The sequence below is a fragment of the Pseudomonas sp. S2_H01 genome, assembly GCF_054668305.1.
Genome location: NZ_CP162756.1, coordinates 2,534,435 through 2,552,043, shown reverse-complemented (window position 1 = coordinate 2,552,043; position 17,609 = coordinate 2,534,435). Strand labels below are relative to the sequence as shown.

Here is a 17,609-nt window from a genome sequence, read left to right as displayed (position 1 = left end):
GAAATAGCCCGCTAAAAACCGACAGTGCGGGTAATTTAGTGCCTGAGGTTGAGCACCTGAAGAATAGCTGCACTTTGCAGATCAGGTTCGCCGTCGAATTTCTGCGGACGGTAATGCATCTGGAAAGCCGCCAAGACGTGGCGACTCGCAATGTCCCATTCCCCGGTTTGCGGCGTCGCATAGCCCAAGAGCGCGAGTTGCTGCTGGAACCATGTCGCGCTGGGCACCACGCCCATCATCTGCGACTGACGCTGCGCAACCTGCTGTTCATCCGGCCAGATCCCCAACCCTTCCTGCGCCAACCGCTTCCATGGAAACAACGGTCCCGGGTCCAGTTTGCGCATGGGCGCAATATCGCTGTGCCCGATGACATGCCGGGGTTCGATCTTGTTGCGTTTGACGATGTCTTTGAGCAACACGATCAGGGACTGAATCTGCGCTTCGCTGTACGGATACCAAAGCCGCCCCGTTGGCGTGTCGCGATAGCCCGGATTGACGATTTCGATGCCGATGCTACTGGAGTTCAGCCAGGTTCGGCCGTCCCATTCGCTTTCACCTGCATGCCAGGCGCGCTGACTTTCATCCACGAGCTTGTAGACCGTGGCCGGGCCGTCGCCGATCAGGTAGTGCGCGCTGACCTCACCGTGGGTCAACAATGCGAGCGAACGCTCAAGCGAGGCCGACGTGTAATGCACCACGACAAACTGCGTGCGGCTGTCGAAATTGGCGGAGGGGTGGCTGGTGTCGAGCTTCGGACCGCTGGTGCAAGCGGTCAGCAACAACAGAAGGAAAAACGCTGAAAATGACTTCATAAAGGGCAGAACACATAGGCAAGTAATGCAACAGTGTAACGTAATGCCCGCGCCTCGCTCAAAAATGGCTGCTGCCGCGCATCACCGGCAACGGCGATGCCCTTATCCTTGCTCGATGCGATTACGCCCTTCGGCTTTGGCTCGGTATAACGCCTGATCCGCGCGTTTAAGCACCAGATCGCTGCGCTCGCCCGGTTTGAACGTCGTGATGCCCATGGACACCGTGATGGTCACCGGCTCGCCTTTGAAGTGAAAGGGACAGGCCTCAATGGTCACGCGTAAACGCTCAAGCAACGCCAGACCCTCGGCCATTTGAGTATGCGGGAGCAGGAACACAAACTCCTCACCGCCGAAACGCGCAATGAAGTCTGACGGCCTCACGCGCTTTTGCAGCTGGGTGGCAATGATCTTCAAGACCTTGTCGCCCGCCAGATGACCGTAGCCGTCGTTGATACGCTTGAAATGGTCCAGGTCGAGAATCCCCAGCAGCAGACTGGAGCGGTGCTTCTGTAGCTGGTCAACCTCATGATCCAGCCGCTCGTTCCAGGCCGCACGGTTAGGCAAACCTGTGAGGGTATCGATCAGGGCCTTCTGTCGCTGCTCTTCCAGGTGCGCGCGGAACCCCTGCGCCTCCTGCTCCATGGTTGCCACGCGGCTGGCCAACGATTGCAGACGCGTTGCGACCTCCTGCTCTCGTTGATCCCGTTGTTTCTGATGTTCGTCCATGGTGCCGATCAGGCCTTCCAGACGCCTCTCCAGCACATTCTTCAGGGTGTCGAGATCGGCCGCTTCCTGCACGCTGGTTTGCAGGTCGCCCACGTGCTCTCGTAATTGATCGTTAAGCTCACGCGAAGCAGACTGCTGCCCCGCGTGATCCTCGCTGGCGGCCTGCAGGTTGCTCTGGAACGACTCCAGCCGCTCATTGAGCTGTTTGAGGTAGAGCTCGAACTCATGCTGACCGCTGTCGGTGATCGCCAGCATCAAGACGGCAAGATCGTCGAGGATCGGCAACAACTCGTACCAGTTCAATCCATGTTCGAGCCGGGCACGCATGGCCTCGGCTTGAGGGCGGTGATGTTCGGGCAACGTCAGATCGTTGAGTAAGCCCAGCAGGGTTTCTTCAATGTGCGCAGCGACCGAGCTGTAGCTCGGCTCGGGCGAAGAAGGCAGCGCATAGGGTCCGTCTTCTTCAACATCGCCCTCGGCGCCGGGCTTGTCTTCACCGTCCGTCTCTTCGTCAGCCTGCGCTGCGGCCTCCTGATCTTCGCTGGACGCGGCTTCAGCCTGCGCGATGGCATGTTCTTCGCTGTCCGGCGTTGGCCCGTCGCTCACCTCAGCAGCGTCTGACTCAGCAGGCGCGATGTCAGGCGCAGCTTCGATTGGCGCTGACTCGGCGCTAGGCTCTGCGGGCGTCGCTTGAGTTTCGACCACCGAGGGTTCAGACGCTGGCGGCGCGACAGACGCCGGTTCAGCGGCTGGCGTGGCAGTCTCTCGCCGCTCGGGCTCACGCTCCGGCTCGACAGCAGGCACCACGGCGTCGGGCACTGCCTGCTTACCGGCGACGACGGACCCATCTGTCATTACTGCAGCAATCGCGGCAGGAGCAGGCTTTTCAGTCGTCACCGCCGCCTCTGATTGCGCGGGTGCCTCGTTCGTCCACTGAGCGGCCTGAGGCGCGCCGCGCGCCGGTGCCGCGTCTTCTTCCTCTTCCTCGGAATCAGGCTGATGAGCACTGGCTGGCGCAGGCTTCAGTGCTTCGACGTGAGGGTGGGCAGACGGAGTCGCCTCTCCCTCTTCGTGCGCATCCCGACCGCCAAACAGACGCTGGAGAAAACCGGGGCGAGCGGCTTCTTCCGGGTGCTCAAGCTGAGCCAGGGCCTGACTTTGCAGCCCGCTCAGTTCGCTGAGCAGCAGCGGCAGTTCACGGGCCTGATTGACGCGGTCTTCAAGATTCTTGGCGAAACGCTTAAGCGGTTTGGCGACTTCTCGGGGCAATGGCAGCGATTGCAGCTGTGCGACCAGCGAGGTCAACGCTGTGCCCATTTGCTCCACGCGCTTTTCGCGGCGTTGTTCGGAGTCCAGCACGGCTTTTTCGAGACGCGGGATCAAGGCTGCCAGACCGGCGTCCATGTCGTCCTTGCGAACGATCTCGCGCATCTCCTTCATGCACTGATCGACCGCCTTGTCAGCGCCTTCGGCCGCCAGGCTGCTGCGCACAAGGCCACGCCGGAGCAGGTCGAGACGAGCGTTCCAACGCTTTTCCAGCTTGTCTTGCTGCTCGATGCTCTTAAGGTACTTTTCTTTCCAGCGTTGGGCTTCGTCGCTCATTCCGAGGGTCCGCGAGGAGATGTGCTTGTTATCGGCAGCGAGTCGCCAATTAATGAGGCCGGCAAGCGAATCTCCACCGCGACGGGCAGATGATCGGAAATGGGCTGAGCCAGCACCTGGACTTTCTCAAGCGTCAGGGTCGGACTCAGAAGAATGTGGTCCAGGCAGCGCTGCGGGCGCCAGCTGGGAAAGGTGGCTTCGATCTGGGGCGCGAGCAGGCCAAGATCACGCAAGGGAGAGGTTTCCAGCAAATCGGCCGCGTGGGTGTTCATGTCGCCCATCAGGACCTGATGCTTGTAGCCGCCGATCAGCTCGCGGATATACGCGAGCTGCCGGGTACGGGTGCGCGCACCCAATGCCAGATGCATCACGACGACGACCAGAGCGTCTTCGCCTTCACCGAAACGAACCAGAATCGCGCCACGCCCGGCTGGGCCTGGCAGCGGATGATCTTCGATATCCCAGGGTCGCAACCGGCTCAGCACACCATTGCTGTGCTGGGCAAAACGTCCCAGGTTACGGTTGAGCTGCTGATGCCAGTACGGAAAAGAACCGAGCTGGGCGAGGTGTTCGACCTGATTGACGTAGCCTGAACGCATGCTGCCGCCATCGGCTTCCTGCAACGCGACCAGATCGTAGTCGTTCAGCAGGTTGCCGATCTTCTGCAGATTTCCGGCCCGACCGTTGTGGGGCAGCAAGTGCTGCCAGCCACGGGTCAGGTAATGCCGGTAACGCTCGGTACTGATGCCCACCTGAATGTTGAAGCTGAGCAACCGGAGCCGGCCATCGGCTGGCAATCCGGATTCCTGCACATGTCGCTCGTTGACCTTGGGGGTGTGCCGGGCAACAGTGCGTTCAGTACCCCAGCGCGTCATCGCCGGCGCTTACTTGGCGGTGAGCGTTGCGCGCTCTTTGGCGATCAGCTGATCGGCCACTTGCAGCGCTTGCTCAGGACCACCGGCAGTGCCCAGATCGAAGCGGTACTTGCCGTTGACGATCATGGTCGGGACGCCCGTGATTTCATACTTCTTGGCCAGTTCTTTGTACTGGGCGATCTTGCCCTTTACGGCGAACGAGTTGAAGGTTTCCAGGAACTTGGTCTTGTCGACGCCTTGAGTGGCGACGAACTCGGCCATGTCGTTCGGATCGGTCAGGCGCTTGCCGCCTTTCTGGATGGCGTCGAACACGGCAGTGTGGACTTTCTTCTCGACACCCATGGTGTCCAGCGTGATGAACAGCTGGCCGTGAGCATCCCATGGGCCACCGAACATGGCAGGCACGCGAATGAAGTGGACGTCGGCCGGGAGTTTTTCAATCCATGGATTGATCACGGGTTCGAACGCGTAGCAGTGAGGGCAGCCGTACCAGAACATTTCGACGACTTCGATCTTGCCTGGCTCGGAAACAGGGACGGCGCTGCTCAGCTCGACATATTGCTTGCCGGCTTCGATCGGCTCTGCAGCTTGAGCGGTCAGACCGAACAGGCTGGTGAATACCAGAGCGGCGCTGAGAATCAGATTACGCATGCTTAACTCCTGGGCATGAAAAGTCACCTCGACAGCGGCTGTTGGACCGGACGGGGTGATGTGAGTTCGCAAGTGTAACGCCTGCGCGCATAAAAAAGGGCAGCCGTTCGCTACCCTTTTTGGCCCGTCTGCACATGAAACATGTGCAAACATTTCTGATCGTCAATCCGCCTGCGACGGGGCCTGCAGCCTTAATCGAGGCTTAATGCAGACCCTGTATGTAGGCCGACAACGCGTCGATATCCTTGTTGCTCAGCTTGGAGGCGATGGAGCGCATGACCATGGTGTCGCCGTCGTTGGTGCGTTCGCCTTCGCGGAACGCGGTCAGCTGCTTCTTGACGTAGTCGGCATGCTGCCCACCCAGGTGTGGAAAACCGGCAGCAGCGTTGCCCGCGCCGTTGGGCGAGTGGCATCCCGTACACGCCGGCATGCCTTGATCCAGCTTGCCCCCACGGAACAGTGCTTCGCCTCGCGCCACCAGGTTAGGATCGGCTGCACCGACGCTGCCTTTCTGGCTGGCGAAGTAGGCGGCGATGTCCGCCAGGTCCTGCTCATTGAGGTTGTTGAGCAGACCCGTCATTTCCAGCACGACACGCTTGCCGTCCTTGATTTCGTGCAACTGCTTGAGCAGATAGCGCGGACCTTGTCCGGCGAGTTTAGGGAAGTTGGGGGCCATGCTGTTACCATCCGGGCCATGGCAGGCGCCACAGACAGCGGTTTTAGCCTGGCCCGCGGCAGGATCGCCCTTTACCGCATCAGCGGCCTGGGTGGTGCTTGAGATGCCCAAGATCAACAGCAGACTCAACAGTAATTTGTTCATCGGCTAATCCAGTACATTTTATTGTTGGAGTAAGGTTAGTCCGACTTGCGCGAACTTCATCCTGCTGACGCACAAAGCACACACAAAATCTGCGGCATTATATACTTGCGCCCATCAAACGGAAACGACACCCCGTTGCCGCACCCTTGCCGCAACGCCCTCACCGGATATCCCATGCAACTCAAGAACCCGATCCTCGGTTTGTGCCAACAAGCCAAGTTCATGCTCAGCGCCGCCAAAGTCGACCAATGCCCGGACGACGAAGGTTTTGAAGTGGCCTTTGCCGGCCGCTCCAACGCCGGTAAATCCAGCGCGCTGAACACCCTGACCCACGCCAGCCTGGCACGCACCTCGAAAACGCCGGGTCGCACGCAGCTGCTGAACTTCTTCAGTCTGGACGATGATCGGCGTCTGGTCGACCTGCCCGGCTACGGTTATGCAAAAGTACCCATTCCGCTCAAGCAACACTGGCAGCGTCACCTCGAGGCTTACCTGGGCAGCCGCGAGAGTCTGAAAGGTCTGATCCTGATGATGGACATCCGTCACCCGATGACCGACTTCGACCTGTTGATGCTCGACTGGGCCATCGCCAGCGGCATGCCCATGCACATCCTGCTGACCAAGGCGGACAAACTGACCTTCGGCGCGGCCAAGAACACGCTGCTCAAGGTGCAATCGGAAATTCGCAAGGGCTGGGGCGACGCGGTCACCATCCAGCTGTTCTCGGCGCCCAAGCGCATGGGTCTGGAAGAAGCGTACACCGTGCTGGCCGACTGGATGGAACTGGAAGACAAGGCGCCTGCGGCGTAAATCGCAGGCAAAAAAAACCCCGGACTTCATATGGGGAGGGGAAGTTCGGGGTCTAAGTCCAGACCACTAGGGAGAGGTCCGGATATCTGCCAACACTTAACACAACATAGGAGCATGAGTGGCTACGTCAACCACTCGCAAACTCTGACCGGGTTTTGTCCGCGGAAGTTCAAAATCTGCGGAAATTTAATGTTGGCAGTCCAGCCCGGACCGTGATTCCGGGCGCGGCCCGCAGGAACGCGCTCCTGCGGGAAAGGCAACAAAGCGCTTAGTGCGCCTCGTCCCAGTTGCTCCCCACGCCCACTTCCACCAGCAGCGGCACGTCAAGATCGGCTGCGCCGCTCATGTGGACGCGGATGTCCTTGCTGATCTGTTCGACCAGATCCTCACGCACTTCCAGCACCAGTTCGTCGTGGACCTGCAGAATCACCCTGGCATCAAGACCTGACGTGTCCAGCCAGCCATTCACCGCGACCATTGCACGCTTGATGATGTCCGCCGCCGTGCCTTGCATCGGCGCGTTAATCGCCATGCGCTCAGCCCCTTTACGCAGCGCCTGGTTCTTCGCATTGATGTCCGGCAGGTAGAGGCGACGCCCGAAAATCGTTTCGACGAAACCCTGCTCGGCCGCCTGAGTGCGGGTGCGCTCCATGTACTCGAGCACACCGGGATACCGCGCGAAGTAGCGGTCTACATACGCTTGCGACTGTTTGCGGTCGACACCGATCTGCTTGGCCAGACCAAATGCGCTCATGCCGTAGATCAGACCGAAGTTGATCGCCTTGGCACTTCGACGCATGTCGTTCGTCACCTCTGGCAATTCGACGCCAAACACCTCGGCCGCCGTCGCACGGTGCACATCCAGGTCGTTGCGGAAGGCGTGGAGCAGCCCTTCGTCCTTGGCCAGATGCGCCATGATCCGCAATTCGATCTGCGAATAGTCCGCCGCCAGCAGCTTGTACCCTTGCGGCGCCACGAACGCCTGGCGAATCCGACGGCCTTCGGCAGTGCGGATTGGAATGTTCTGCAGGTTGGGGTCGCTGGACGACAAGCGTCCGGTCACGGCCACGGCTTGGTGATAGGACGTGTGGATCCGCCCGGTGCGGGGGTTGATCTGCTCGGGCAGTCGGTCGGTGTAAGTGCTTTTCAGTTTGCTCATCGAGCGGTACTGCATCAGCACCTTGGGCAGCGGAAACTCTTGTTCGGCGAGTTCCGCCAGCACCGCTTCTGCCGTGGAAGGCTGTCCGGTGGCAGTTTTGCTGATAATCGGCATGCCGAGCTTTTCATACAGGATCACGCCCAGTTGCTTGGGCGAACCGAGGTTGAATTCCTCGCCCGCAATGGCGAACGCCTCACGCTCAAGCTCGGTCATCTTGTTGCCCAGCTCGACACTCTGGATGCCCAGCAACTTGGCATCGACCAGCGCACCCTGGCGCTCGATGCGCGCCAGGACCGGCATCAGCGGCATTTCGATCTCGTTCAACACCGGCGCCAACGTCGGGATCTTGTCCAGTTTCGCTTGCAGGATTTCATGCAGGCGCAAGGTAAGGTCGACTTCCTCGGCGGCGTAGATGCCTGCCTGCTCCAGCGCGATCTGGTCGAAGGAGAGTTGCTTGGCGCCCTTGCCCGCGATGTCCTGGAAATTCACCGGCGTGTGGTCCAGGTACTTGGCGACCAGACTGTCGCGGTCATGCCGAGTGGCCGTTGAGTCGAGCACATAGGATTCGAGCATGGTGTCGAACTTCACACCCTGAACATTGATGCCCTGGCTCTGGTCGCCTCCGATGGCGCAGTTCGCCAGCAGGTTGATGGCGAACTTGGCGTGCTGGCCGACTTTGATCTTGCTCGCGTCCTCCAGCATGGGCTTGACGGCATTGAGTACCGCATCGCGGTCCAGTTGCTGCGGCACGCCCATGTAGGAGTGGGTCAACGGGATATAGCAGGCTTCGTGGGTCTTGATCGCGAACGACAGGCCGACGATTTGAGCGCGTTGCGCATCGGTACCGTTGCTCTGCACAACGAAGGCGAACAGGTTGGCGGCCTGGAGTTTCCTCAGCCAGTCGTCAAACTGAGTCTGCTCCAGAATCAGCTCATATTTGGCCTCGATAACCGGCGCAGCCTCTTCGGCAGGCGCAATCTCGGTCCCTTCCTGTTTGGCTTCACGCTGCAGGTCGTTGACCCAGCTCTTGAACTCAAGCTCGGTGTACAGCGCCAGCAAGGCTTCGCGGTCTGGCTCGCCGCAGTGCAGGGCATCCAGTTCAATGTCCAGGGGCACGTCGATCTTGATGGTCGCCAGCTGGTAGGAAAGGAATGCCATCTCCTTGTGCTCTTCGAGCTTGGCGGGCAGCGATTTTGCGCCACGAATCGCCAGGCTCGGGACCTTGTCGAGGTTCTCGTAGAGCTCTTTGAGGCCACCGTTGATACCGACCAGCAGGCCAGCGGCGGTCTTTTCACCCACGCCGGGAACGCCGGGAATATTGTCGACTTTGTCGCCCATCAGCGCGAGATAATCGATGATGTGCTCGGGGCCGACGCCAAATTTCTCTTTCACGCCCGCCACGTCCAGCACGCTACCGGTCATGGTGTTGACCAACGTAATGTGCCCGTCGACCAGCTGCGCCATGTCCTTGTCGCCGGTGGAGATGACCACCGGACGATCGGCGGCAGCACTGCTGCGCGCCAGGGTGCCGATCACGTCGTCGGCTTCCACGCCTTCGACACACAGCAACGGATAACCCAGGCCTTTGACGCAGTTATGCAAAAAGTCGATCTGCACGCGCATGTCGTCAGGCATGCTCGGACGATTGGCCTTGTACTCGGCAAACATTTCATCGCGGAAGGTCCCGCCTTTGGCGTCGAACACCACGGCGAAGGGACTTTCCGGATACTGTTTGCGCAGGCTCTTGAGCATGTTCAACACGCCCTTGACCGCACCGGTAGGCAGGCCCTTGGACGTGGTGAGTGGCGGCAGCGCGTGGAAGGCGCGGTACAGATAAGAAGAACCGTCCACCAGGACGAGGGGCGCGAGACTCATGTGCAGGATCAACCTTTTCGGCGGGGTCGGCGCTAGAATGCGAGGACCGTTGACGACAAAGGAGCAAGGTTATCATGCGTACACAAAATCGCTTGTTACTGCTCGCTCTGTTGGTTGCCCCGCTGATCGCGGCGGCAGCCGAAGACGAAGCCCCGTCGGCTGAACCTGACGTCACGATCCGCAAGGAAGGTGACAATTTCGTGCAGGAATACAAGGCAAACGGCTTCGTTTATGCGGTAAAAATCACGCCGAAATACGGCAAACCGTACTATCTGGTGCGCGCCGATGGCACCAGCGGTCAATTCATTCGTTCGGATCAACCGGACATGCTGATCCCCCAGTGGGTACTATTCAGCTGGTAACGCCTTACATTCACCTTTTGCTGGCAGTGTTCATATGTCCGTTTTTACTCCCCTGGCTCGGCCCGAGCTGGAAGCTTTTCTCGCCCCGTACGGGCTCGGCCACCTGCGTGATTTCCAAGGCATCGCAGCCGGAAGTGAAAACACCAACTTCTTCATCAGCATGGAAAAGGGCGAGTTCGTCCTGACGCTGGTCGAGCGCGGCCCCGTGCAGGAAATGCCATTCTTCATCGAACTGCTGGACGTGCTGCACGACGCGAACCTGCCGGTCCCCTACGCCCTGCGTACCACCGACGGGCAGGCGTTGCGCGAGCTCAAAGGCAAGCCCGCGCTGCTGCAACCGCGCCTGTCGGGCAAACACCCGACCGAACCGAACACTCAGCACTGCGCGCAGATCGGCGAGCTGATGGCGCACATGCACCTGGCGACCCGTGAAAAGCCCATCGAGCGCAAGACCGATCGCGGTCTGGACTGGATGCTGAAGGAAGGCACTAACTTCATTTCGCACCTCGGCGAAACGGAAGGCGCTCTGCTGAAGCGCTCCGTCGAAGAAATCGAGCGTCAGAAAGACAAGATCATGGCCCTGCCGCGCGCCAACGTGCACGCCGATCTGTTCCGCGACAACACGCTGTTTGAAGGGACTCACCTGACGGGCGTAATCGACTTTTACAACGCCTGCTCCGCACCGATGCTGTATGACGTCGCGATCGCCGTGAATGACTGGTGCTCGTTCGAGGACGGCAAGATCGATGCGCCGCGTGCTCGCGCCTTGCTGGGCGCCTACGCGGCATTGCGTCCGTTTACGGCGGCGGAAGCTGAGCTGTGGTCAACGATGTTGCGCGTCGGTTGCGTACGGTTCTGGTTGTCGCGCCTGATTGCAGCGGAAAGCTTTGCCGGACAGGACGTGTTGATCCACGATCCGTCGGAATTCCGCAAACGCCTGGAACAGCGCCAGGAAACGCATATTCCATTGCCGTTCGCGTTGTAAATGCATTCGCGAGCAAGCTCACTCCCACAGGGCTGGGGCCGAACAGGTGTCCGTGCATCAACCCGATCCCTGTAGGAGACGTCCGAGGTTACGAGGGCAGCGATGCGGTGTGCCAGTCACCGTTGAAGTTGCTGACCCACCGCATTCGTCGGAACGCCGCCCAGACCAAGCGCGCTCCTACAGAAGAGCGCGCTTCAATTGTAGGAGCGCGCTTGCCCGCGATAACATTTTCCCAGACGCTACAAACTCTCCAGGCACCCCGCCAGATCATCAGCCAGCTTGCTCAACAACTGCTCATACCCCTGGGCCGTGGCAGGCGTGTATCCGCCAAGCCCATCCAGCTCAGCCAGTTTCACCGGCAACCCCGCACTCAGGGTTTCAGCCAGGCGCGGGCGCAGCGGCGGCTCGCTGAACACGCAGGTCTTGCCGAAGGTTGCCAGGCGCGTGCGCATGGCGGCGACGTGCTGCGCACCCGGCTGCACTTCGCTGCTGACCGCAAACACACCCGCGTGCTTGAGCCCGTAAGCCTCTTCGAAATAATCGAAGGCTTCGTGAAACACGAAATACGGCTTGTCGGTGATGCCCGCCACGCGCTGTTTGATCTTCGCGTCCACTGCATCCATGCGTGCATCGAATGCCTTGACGTTACTCTCGTAGCGCGCCGCGTTGGCCGGGTCGGCCTGACTCAGATCGGCAGCCATTTTCGCCGCGATCACCCGCGCGTTGACCGAGGACAGCCACAGATGTGCGTCAACGCTGCCCGGACGATGGTCGTGATCATGTTCGTCAGCATCACCGTCGTCGTCATGGTGATCACTGCTCGCGGTGAAGTGGCGCAAATGCATGCCCGGCAACGACTGCACCGGCACAGACGCCTTGGTTCGTCCCGCCAGCACGCGAGGCAGGAACGTTTCCATGTCAGGGCCGATCCAGTACAGAAGGTCGACGTCCTGGACGCGCCGTACGTCGGACGGACGCAGCGCGTAGTTATGCGGCGATGCGCCCGGCGGCAGCAGGACTTCCGGCACCGCGATTCCGTCCTGCACCGCCGCAGCAATCAGCTGTAGCGGCTTGATGCTGGTCAGCACGCGAACCTCGGCCTGGGCGGGAGCAATGGAAAGAAATCCGGTGATGAATACGACAAAAAGTAAAAAAAGTCGGGACACGGTGACCACTCATGGGGGCAGGAACGGGTAACATAATAACGTCTCTCTCAAAAGCCGTCGCCGCCCATGTCTAAAACACCACTGGCCAGTCGCCCCCACGATCACTCTCATTGCGTACACAGCGCCCTTACTGAAGCCGATACCTTGTGTGCCGGTAAAGGCCTGCGGCTGACCGCTCTGCGTCGTCGTGTGCTGGAACTGGTCTGGCAAAGCCATAAGCCACTGGGGGCTTACGACATCCTCGCGGTCTTGAGCGAAGAAGACGGTCGTCGTGCCGCGCCGCCCACCGTGTACCGTGCGCTGGATTTCCTGCTGGAAAACGGCTTGGTGCACCGCATTGCCTCGCTGAACGCGTTCGCGGGCTGCAACCACCCGACCCACGCGCATCAAGGCCAGTTCCTGATTTGCCGCGAATGCCATGCAGCCATCGAGCTGCAGCACGGGGCTATCAGTGCAGCCATCGTCAACGCGGCCAATGAAGTCGGCTTTGACGTGGAAGGCCAGACCGTTGAAGTGGTCGGTGTGTGTGCTGGCTGCAAGGCCGCCTGATGAGCGACGCACTGATCCGCCTGAAGGACGTCAGCGTCACTCGTGCCGGCCAGAGCGTGCTGGAGAACATCCAGCTGAGCGTCAGTCCCGGCGAGATCGTCACCCTGATCGGCCCTAACGGCGCGGGCAAGACGACGCTGGTGCGCGCCGTGCTCGGATTGCTCAAGCCTGATTCAGGCGATGTCTGGCGCAAACCCAGACTGCGCATCGGCTACATGCCGCAAAAGCTCCATATAGACGCCACGCTGCCGTTGTCCGTCCTGCGATTCCTGCGCCTGGTGCCGGGTGTCGACCGGGACACCGCGCTCGCGGCCTTGACCGAAGTCGGCGCCGAAAAAGTCATCGACAGTCCGTTGCAGGGTATTTCAGGCGGGGAAATGCAACGGGTTCTGCTGGCCCGTGCACTGCTGCGACAGCCTGAGTTGCTGGTGCTCGATGAGCCCGTGCAGGGCGTCGACGTTGCAGGCCAGGCCGAACTGTATGCGCTGATCACCCAATTGCGTAACCGTCATCAGTGCGGTGTGCTGATGGTGTCCCACGATTTGCATCTGGTGATGAGCACCACCGACCAGGTGGTTTGCCTGAACCGTCACGTCTGCTGCTCCGGCCACCCGGAACACGTGAGCAACGACCCGGCGTTCGTCGAGCTGTTCGGTCAGCACGCGCCGAGCCTGGCGATCTATCACCACCACCACGACCATGCGCACGACCTGCACGGTGAAGTGTGCCAACCCGCGGTTGCGCACGATCACCGTCATGATCCTGCGCCAGCACACACGCCCCCTCACAACCATGACCACGGAGACAGCTGCAAGCATGGCTGATTTTCTACTCTATGCCTTGCTCGCAGGACTTGCTCTGGCGATCGTCGCAGGCCCGTTAGGCTCGTTCGTGGTCTGGCGTCGTATGGCGTATTTCGGCGACACCTTGTCCCACGCCGCCTTGCTGGGCGTGGCGCTGGGCTTTTTGCTGGACATCAGCCCGACCATCGCGGTGACGGTGGGCTGCCTACTGCTCGCGATTCTGCTGGTGACCCTTCAACAACGTCAGCCACTCGCCTCGGATACGCTGCTGGGGATTCTCGCGCCCAGCACGCTTTCACTAGGGCTCGTCGTACTGAGCTTCATGCGCGAAGTGCGCATCGACCTGATGGGCTATCTGTTCGGCGACCTGCTGGCGATCAGCCCGACTGATCTTTCGTGGATTCTGGGCGGCAGCGCGGCGGTGCTGGTGCTGATCTGTGCGCTGTGGCGGCCGCTGCTGGCCATCACGGTCCACGAAGAACTGGCGACAGTCGAAGGCCTGCCGGTCGCGGCCCTGCGCATGACACTGATGTTGCTGATCGCCGTGGTCATCGCGGTGGCGATGAAAATCGTTGGCGTACTGCTGATCACATCCTTGCTGATCATTCCGGCGGCTGCGGCACAACGTCACGCCCGCTCGCCCGAGCAAATGGCGTTGGGCGCGAGCATCATTGGTGTGCTTGCAGTCTGTGGCGGGCTCGCGCTGTCCTGGTTCAAGGACACCCCGGCAGGCCCGTCCATCGTGGTCTGCGCTGCCGCGTTGTTTTTGCTGAGCTTCCTTTTACCCAAGCGGTAGAACCTTGGACTGGAAGAACAGTCATACTCCGCAATAATTGAATGGCGGCAATATGCAATGATTCGGTACAGCGCCGCCGATGGTGATCAGTTATTTTCGGTGCAAGGCACTTATGTGTAGACTTGCTCGTTTTTTGCGCAAATAGAGAATCGCAGGAATGAAGCCGTTCGCATCCCGTTATCTGCTGCTTGCTGCATTTTCCATCTTGTTGGTCGCCTGCCAAAGCAAGCCCGTCGAAGAGCCCGCGCCTGTCGCGGCGCCCGATGCGTATCAGCAGCTGGATCAGAATATTGCCAGCAGCGAATTGGCCACCGCTGAAGATCAATTGGCCGCTCTGCAGAGCAAGAACCCTGATGACCCACGCCTGGAGCAGTACCAACGTCAACTGGCTGAGGCGTATTTGAGCCGCAGTCAGATTGTGCTTCAGAAAGGAGACGTCAACGCCGCCGCCACCGCCCTGAGCCGTGCGCGCGCACTCATGCCCAAAGCGCCTGCGTTAACCAGCGGCGTGAATGGCGCGATCGCCAATGCTCGCAAGGCCGAACTCGACAAGGCTGAAGCCGATTTGCGCGCGGCTGAGGCCAAGCGCACTGCCAAGGTCATCGACCCGACCGTGGAAAGCACGACGATCAAGTTGAACATTGCCGATTCAAGGCAATTGCGTCGCCAACTGAACGACATCGCCGCCGATATCGCTGCGTTCAATTGCGAAGTGACCGTTCAGGTGCCCCGCACGGATGACTACCCTTGGCTGGCAACGTTGCTGACCAAGCGCGTGACGAAGATCAACCCGGACTTCGAGTTGCAGATGCAGCGTGAGATCGAAAGAACCGAGCCTGCGCAGATCATCCTGAAACCCGCAAAGCTCTGATCAGATTCTGATCAAAGAAAGGCGTTGCCCTTACGGGCAACGCCTTTTTATTTGGATGCGTAAACGCTTTGTAGGAGCCGGCTTGCTGGCAAAAGCGGCGGGTCCGTCACCTGATGAGTCACAGACCGGTCGCGTTCGCCAGCAAGCCGGCTCCTACAGTTTCGCGGTGAATGAGCCCACCGCGATTGACCTTAGGCCGGAATCGCCTTGGCCTTCGGCTCCCGCGCCCAAACACGATGCTGCTTCATGGCATCGAAGAAGGCGTCGAACGATTTGCTGTCCGAGACCGCCAACAATCCCGCATCCGGGTCCAGGTGCAGCGTGTCGATCAGCTGTTTGGCATCTGCGGCATAAGCGATCGCCTTGAGGTGCTTGTAAGCTTCCAACACGTAATGCAGCGCCACGCCGTTACCGCTCAAGGCTTTCACGGAAGCCGCGCCACCTGGGATGAACACCGCATCGAACGCGATGGACGGCAGGCCTTCCGCCGAGGCATCGACGGCCAATGTACCGCCGCCCGCTGTCTTCACCGGCGCCGAGGTTGGCCCAAGCACCTTGGCATGAGCCGACTCGGCTTCCAGCGCCGCCTTCATGGCGGCAACGGCTTTCTCGTCCACGCCGTCAGCAACCAGAATCGCCACTTTGCGTGAGGCAATATCGCCCGGCAGCAGGTTGGCCTGACTCAGCAATGGCGACTGATCCACCGTCGGTTTGCCAGTCTTCTGAGGTTTGACGGTCGGACCTTTTGGTGCAGGCAACCCGAGGTTCTCGGCGACCCGCTTGGCGAGGGTCATGTCGATGTTCGCCAGAATCTCATTCACCTGACGGGCGCGAATGTGCTCGCGCTCGACTTTGCCAAGCTCGAAGCTGTACGCCGCGATGATGTGCTCTTTCTCGTGCTCGCTCATGCTATTGAAGAACAGGGTGGCTTGGGAGAAGTGATCGCCAAACGACGGACTGCGCTCACGCACCTTGTGCGCTTCAACGCGCTCCTGATACGTCTCGAAGCCGCCATCTTGCGGACCGGCCGGTGTTTCTTTCGGCCAGCCACCGTCAATGGAGTTTGGCTCGTAGGACGCACGGCCCTTGTCGATGGTCATGCGATGCTGAGCGTCGCGCTGACCGCTGTGGTTTGGCGATACCGGGCGGTTGATCGGGATCTCGTGGAAGTTCGGGCCACCAAGGCGGCTGATCTGCGTATCGGTGTAGGAAAACAGCCGGCCCTGCAGCAGCGGGTCGTTGGAGAAGTCGATGCCTGGAACCACGTGGCCGGGGCAGAAAGCGACCTGCTCGGTTTCGGCAAAATAGTTGTCCGGGTTGCGGTTGAGCACCATTTTGCCCAACGGCGTCACTGGCACCATTTCCTCGGGAATGATCTTGGTCGGGTCGAGCAGGTCGAAGTCGAACTTGTGCTCGTCTTCTTCAGCGACGATCTGCACGCCCAGTTCCCACTCTGGATAGTCACCTGACTCGATGGACTCCCACAGGTCACGACGGTGGAAGTCCGTGTCCTTACCCGCAAGCTTCTGAGCTTCGTCCCAGAGCAGCGAGCAGGTGCCGTACTTGGGTTTCCAATGGAATTTCACAAACGAGGATTTACCCTCGGTGTTGATCATGCGGAAGGTGTGAATGCCGAAGCCCTGCATGCTGCGCAGGTTTTTCGGAATCGCCCGGTCCGACATCGTCCAAAGCACCATATGCGCGGATTCAGGGACCAGCGAGACGAAATCCCAGAAGGTGTCGTGGGCCGAGCCGCCGGTGGGGATCTCGTTATGCGGCTCGGGTTTCACGGCGTGCACGAAGTCTGGAAACTTGATCGCGTCCTGAATGAAGAACACGGGCATGTTATTGCCGACCAGGTCGTAATTGCCTTCGCCTGTGTAAAATTTGACCGCAAATCCGCGCACGTCACGCACCGTGTCGCCGGAACCGCGTGGGCCCTGCACTGTGGAGAAGCGCACGAATACCGGGGTTTTCTTCCCCGGATCACGCAGGAATTCGGCTTTGCTCAGCGCTGAATGGTTCTCGTAGCTCTGAAAGTAACCATGGGCGGCGGTGCCACGTGCGTGAACGATGCGCTCCGGAATGCGCTCATGGTCAAAATGCGTGATTTTCTCGCGCATGATGAAGTCTTCGAGCAGCGACGGGCCGCGGTTGCCGACCTTTAACGTGTTCTGGTTGTCGGAGACTTTCACGCCTTGGTTGGTGCGCAGGGCCTGACCGGTCGCGTCTGAACGGAACTGCTCAAGACTCTCGAGCTTCTCGTTCGTGTTGCCTCGATCCAACGTATCGGTGCCGGCCAGGTCACTCTTGGATGTCGGACTTACAGGTGCTGGTTTCTTCGTAGCCATCAGTCTAAAACTCCTCGGTTCAGGCGGCTCTTTCTCGTTCTTCCATAGGCGAAAGGCGAAATAAGCTCGTTAAGCAAGGATTTCCCGGACAGAAGACACGGGAAATCGCGACGCTTATTAAGTGACTGAGGGAAAAAATGGCCGTTCCGTGTTTTTTCTGACCTTTGGTCTAACGTTGCTTCAGCCAAGGGCAGGCCAACCGAAAATGGCGTTATGACCATTCGGCAGGTGATCCGCTAAATAAATGCTAAGAATTCTGGGCCCAACCTTGGCCCGACAGGCTAAAATGCGCGCCCGGTTTATCCAGCCGAGGCGATAAACGGCCGAAATGGCATCGCCCAGCAGTGTGTTCGAGCTTTCCTCACACCCTGTTTTTTCTACCGCGCCCCCACAAGG

15 protein-coding genes are annotated in these 17,609 nt (G+C 59.9%); 7 read left to right on the top strand and 8 right to left on the bottom strand.

Translation table 11 applies throughout. The features are described 5' to 3' along the window. Positions 1-35: 35 nt before the first annotated feature. The 5 genes from AB4N84_RS11335 to AB4N84_RS11315 all read right to left on the bottom strand — a co-directional run bounded on the left by AB4N84_RS11335 (position 36) and on the right by AB4N84_RS11315 (position 5,486). The gene (locus AB4N84_RS11335) at positions 36-812 is read right to left on the bottom strand and encodes an N-acetylmuramoyl-L-alanine amidase (RefSeq protein ID WP_460046386.1); all 777 of its coding nucleotides are present in this window, start codon (positions 810-812) and stop codon (positions 36-38) included. 102 nt (positions 813-914) lie between these two features. Beyond that, positions 915-3,140, bottom strand: coding sequence for a GGDEF domain-containing protein (locus AB4N84_RS11330; protein ID WP_460046385.1), 2,226 nt, complete (start codon positions 3,138-3,140; stop codon positions 915-917). Beyond that, a complete protein-coding gene (locus AB4N84_RS11325; RefSeq protein ID WP_074757564.1) occupies positions 3,137-4,015 on the bottom strand; it encodes an endonuclease/exonuclease/phosphatase family protein in 879 nt (292 codons plus the stop codon). Before AB4N84_RS11325 ends, AB4N84_RS11330 begins: the two co-directional genes overlap by 4 nt. A gap of 9 nt (positions 4,016-4,024) precedes the next feature. Next, a complete protein-coding gene (locus tag AB4N84_RS11320) occupies positions 4,025-4,666 on the bottom strand; it encodes a thiol:disulfide interchange protein DsbA/DsbL (protein ID WP_074757562.1) in 642 nt (213 codons plus the stop codon). 202 nt (positions 4,667-4,868) lie between these two features. Further along, entirely contained in the window at positions 4,869-5,486 is a 618-nt protein-coding gene (locus AB4N84_RS11315) for a c-type cytochrome (RefSeq protein WP_074757560.1), read from the bottom strand. 174 nt (positions 5,487-5,660) lie between these two features. Between AB4N84_RS11315 and yihA the strand changes: the two genes are divergently transcribed. Next, complete coding sequence (gene yihA, locus AB4N84_RS11310; RefSeq protein ID WP_062386430.1) at positions 5,661-6,296, top strand: ribosome biogenesis GTP-binding protein YihA/YsxC; 636 nt, start codon at positions 5,661-5,663, stop codon at positions 6,294-6,296. A 268-nt stretch (positions 6,297-6,564) separates the two neighbouring features. Here the strand turns inward: yihA and polA are convergent, their stop codons facing one another. Further along, the gene (gene polA / locus AB4N84_RS11305) at positions 6,565-9,330 is read right to left on the bottom strand and encodes a DNA polymerase I (protein ID WP_460046383.1); all 2,766 of its coding nucleotides are present in this window, start codon (positions 9,328-9,330) and stop codon (positions 6,565-6,567) included. Between the two features lie 74 nt (positions 9,331-9,404). Here polA and AB4N84_RS11300 point away from each other — a divergent pair, with 74 nt between their 5' ends. Together AB4N84_RS11300 and AB4N84_RS11295 are read left to right on the top strand one after the other, a co-directional pair. Next, positions 9,405-9,692, top strand: coding sequence for a DUF2782 domain-containing protein (locus tag AB4N84_RS11300; RefSeq protein ID WP_074757556.1), 288 nt, complete (start codon positions 9,405-9,407; stop codon positions 9,690-9,692). Positions 9,693-9,726: 34 nt separating this feature from the next. After that, positions 9,727-10,677 carry a homoserine kinase gene (locus tag AB4N84_RS11295; protein WP_460046382.1) on the top strand — a complete coding sequence of 317 codons (951 nt, stop codon included), beginning with the start codon at positions 9,727-9,729 and terminating at the stop codon, positions 10,675-10,677. A 239-nt stretch (positions 10,678-10,916) separates the two neighbouring features. Here AB4N84_RS11295 and AB4N84_RS11290 read toward each other — a convergent pair whose 3' ends face one another. Next, the gene (locus AB4N84_RS11290; protein WP_208605206.1) at positions 10,917-11,843 is read right to left on the bottom strand and encodes a zinc ABC transporter substrate-binding protein; all 927 of its coding nucleotides are present in this window, start codon (positions 11,841-11,843) and stop codon (positions 10,917-10,919) included. Between the two features lie 66 nt (positions 11,844-11,909). Here AB4N84_RS11290 and AB4N84_RS11285 point away from each other — a divergent pair, with 66 nt between their 5' ends. The 4 genes from AB4N84_RS11285 to AB4N84_RS11270 all read left to right on the top strand — a co-directional run bounded on the left by AB4N84_RS11285 (position 11,910) and on the right by AB4N84_RS11270 (position 14,862). After that, positions 11,910-12,392 (top strand): Fur family transcriptional regulator, encoded by a 483-nt coding sequence (locus tag AB4N84_RS11285; RefSeq protein ID WP_074757550.1) that lies wholly within the window; start codon positions 11,910-11,912, stop codon positions 12,390-12,392. Beyond that, entirely contained in the window at positions 12,392-13,216 is an 825-nt protein-coding gene (znuC, locus tag AB4N84_RS11280) for a zinc ABC transporter ATP-binding protein ZnuC (protein WP_074757548.1), read from the top strand. Before AB4N84_RS11285 ends, znuC begins: the two co-directional genes overlap by 1 nt. Then, the gene (znuB, locus tag AB4N84_RS11275; RefSeq protein WP_074757546.1) at positions 13,209-13,991 is read left to right on the top strand and encodes a zinc ABC transporter permease subunit ZnuB; all 783 of its coding nucleotides are present in this window, start codon (positions 13,209-13,211) and stop codon (positions 13,989-13,991) included. Before znuC ends, znuB begins: the two co-directional genes overlap by 8 nt. A gap of 157 nt (positions 13,992-14,148) precedes the next feature. After that, positions 14,149-14,862 (top strand): PA5502 family lipoprotein, encoded by a 714-nt coding sequence (locus tag AB4N84_RS11270; RefSeq protein ID WP_460046381.1) that lies wholly within the window; start codon positions 14,149-14,151, stop codon positions 14,860-14,862. 191 nt (positions 14,863-15,053) lie between these two features. On the opposite strand, the gene katE is transcribed toward AB4N84_RS11270, so the two are convergent. Continuing rightward, positions 15,054-17,213, bottom strand: coding sequence for a catalase HPII (katE, locus tag AB4N84_RS11265; RefSeq protein WP_460046379.1), 2,160 nt, complete (start codon positions 17,211-17,213; stop codon positions 15,054-15,056). Positions 17,214-17,609: the final 396 nt, after the last annotated feature.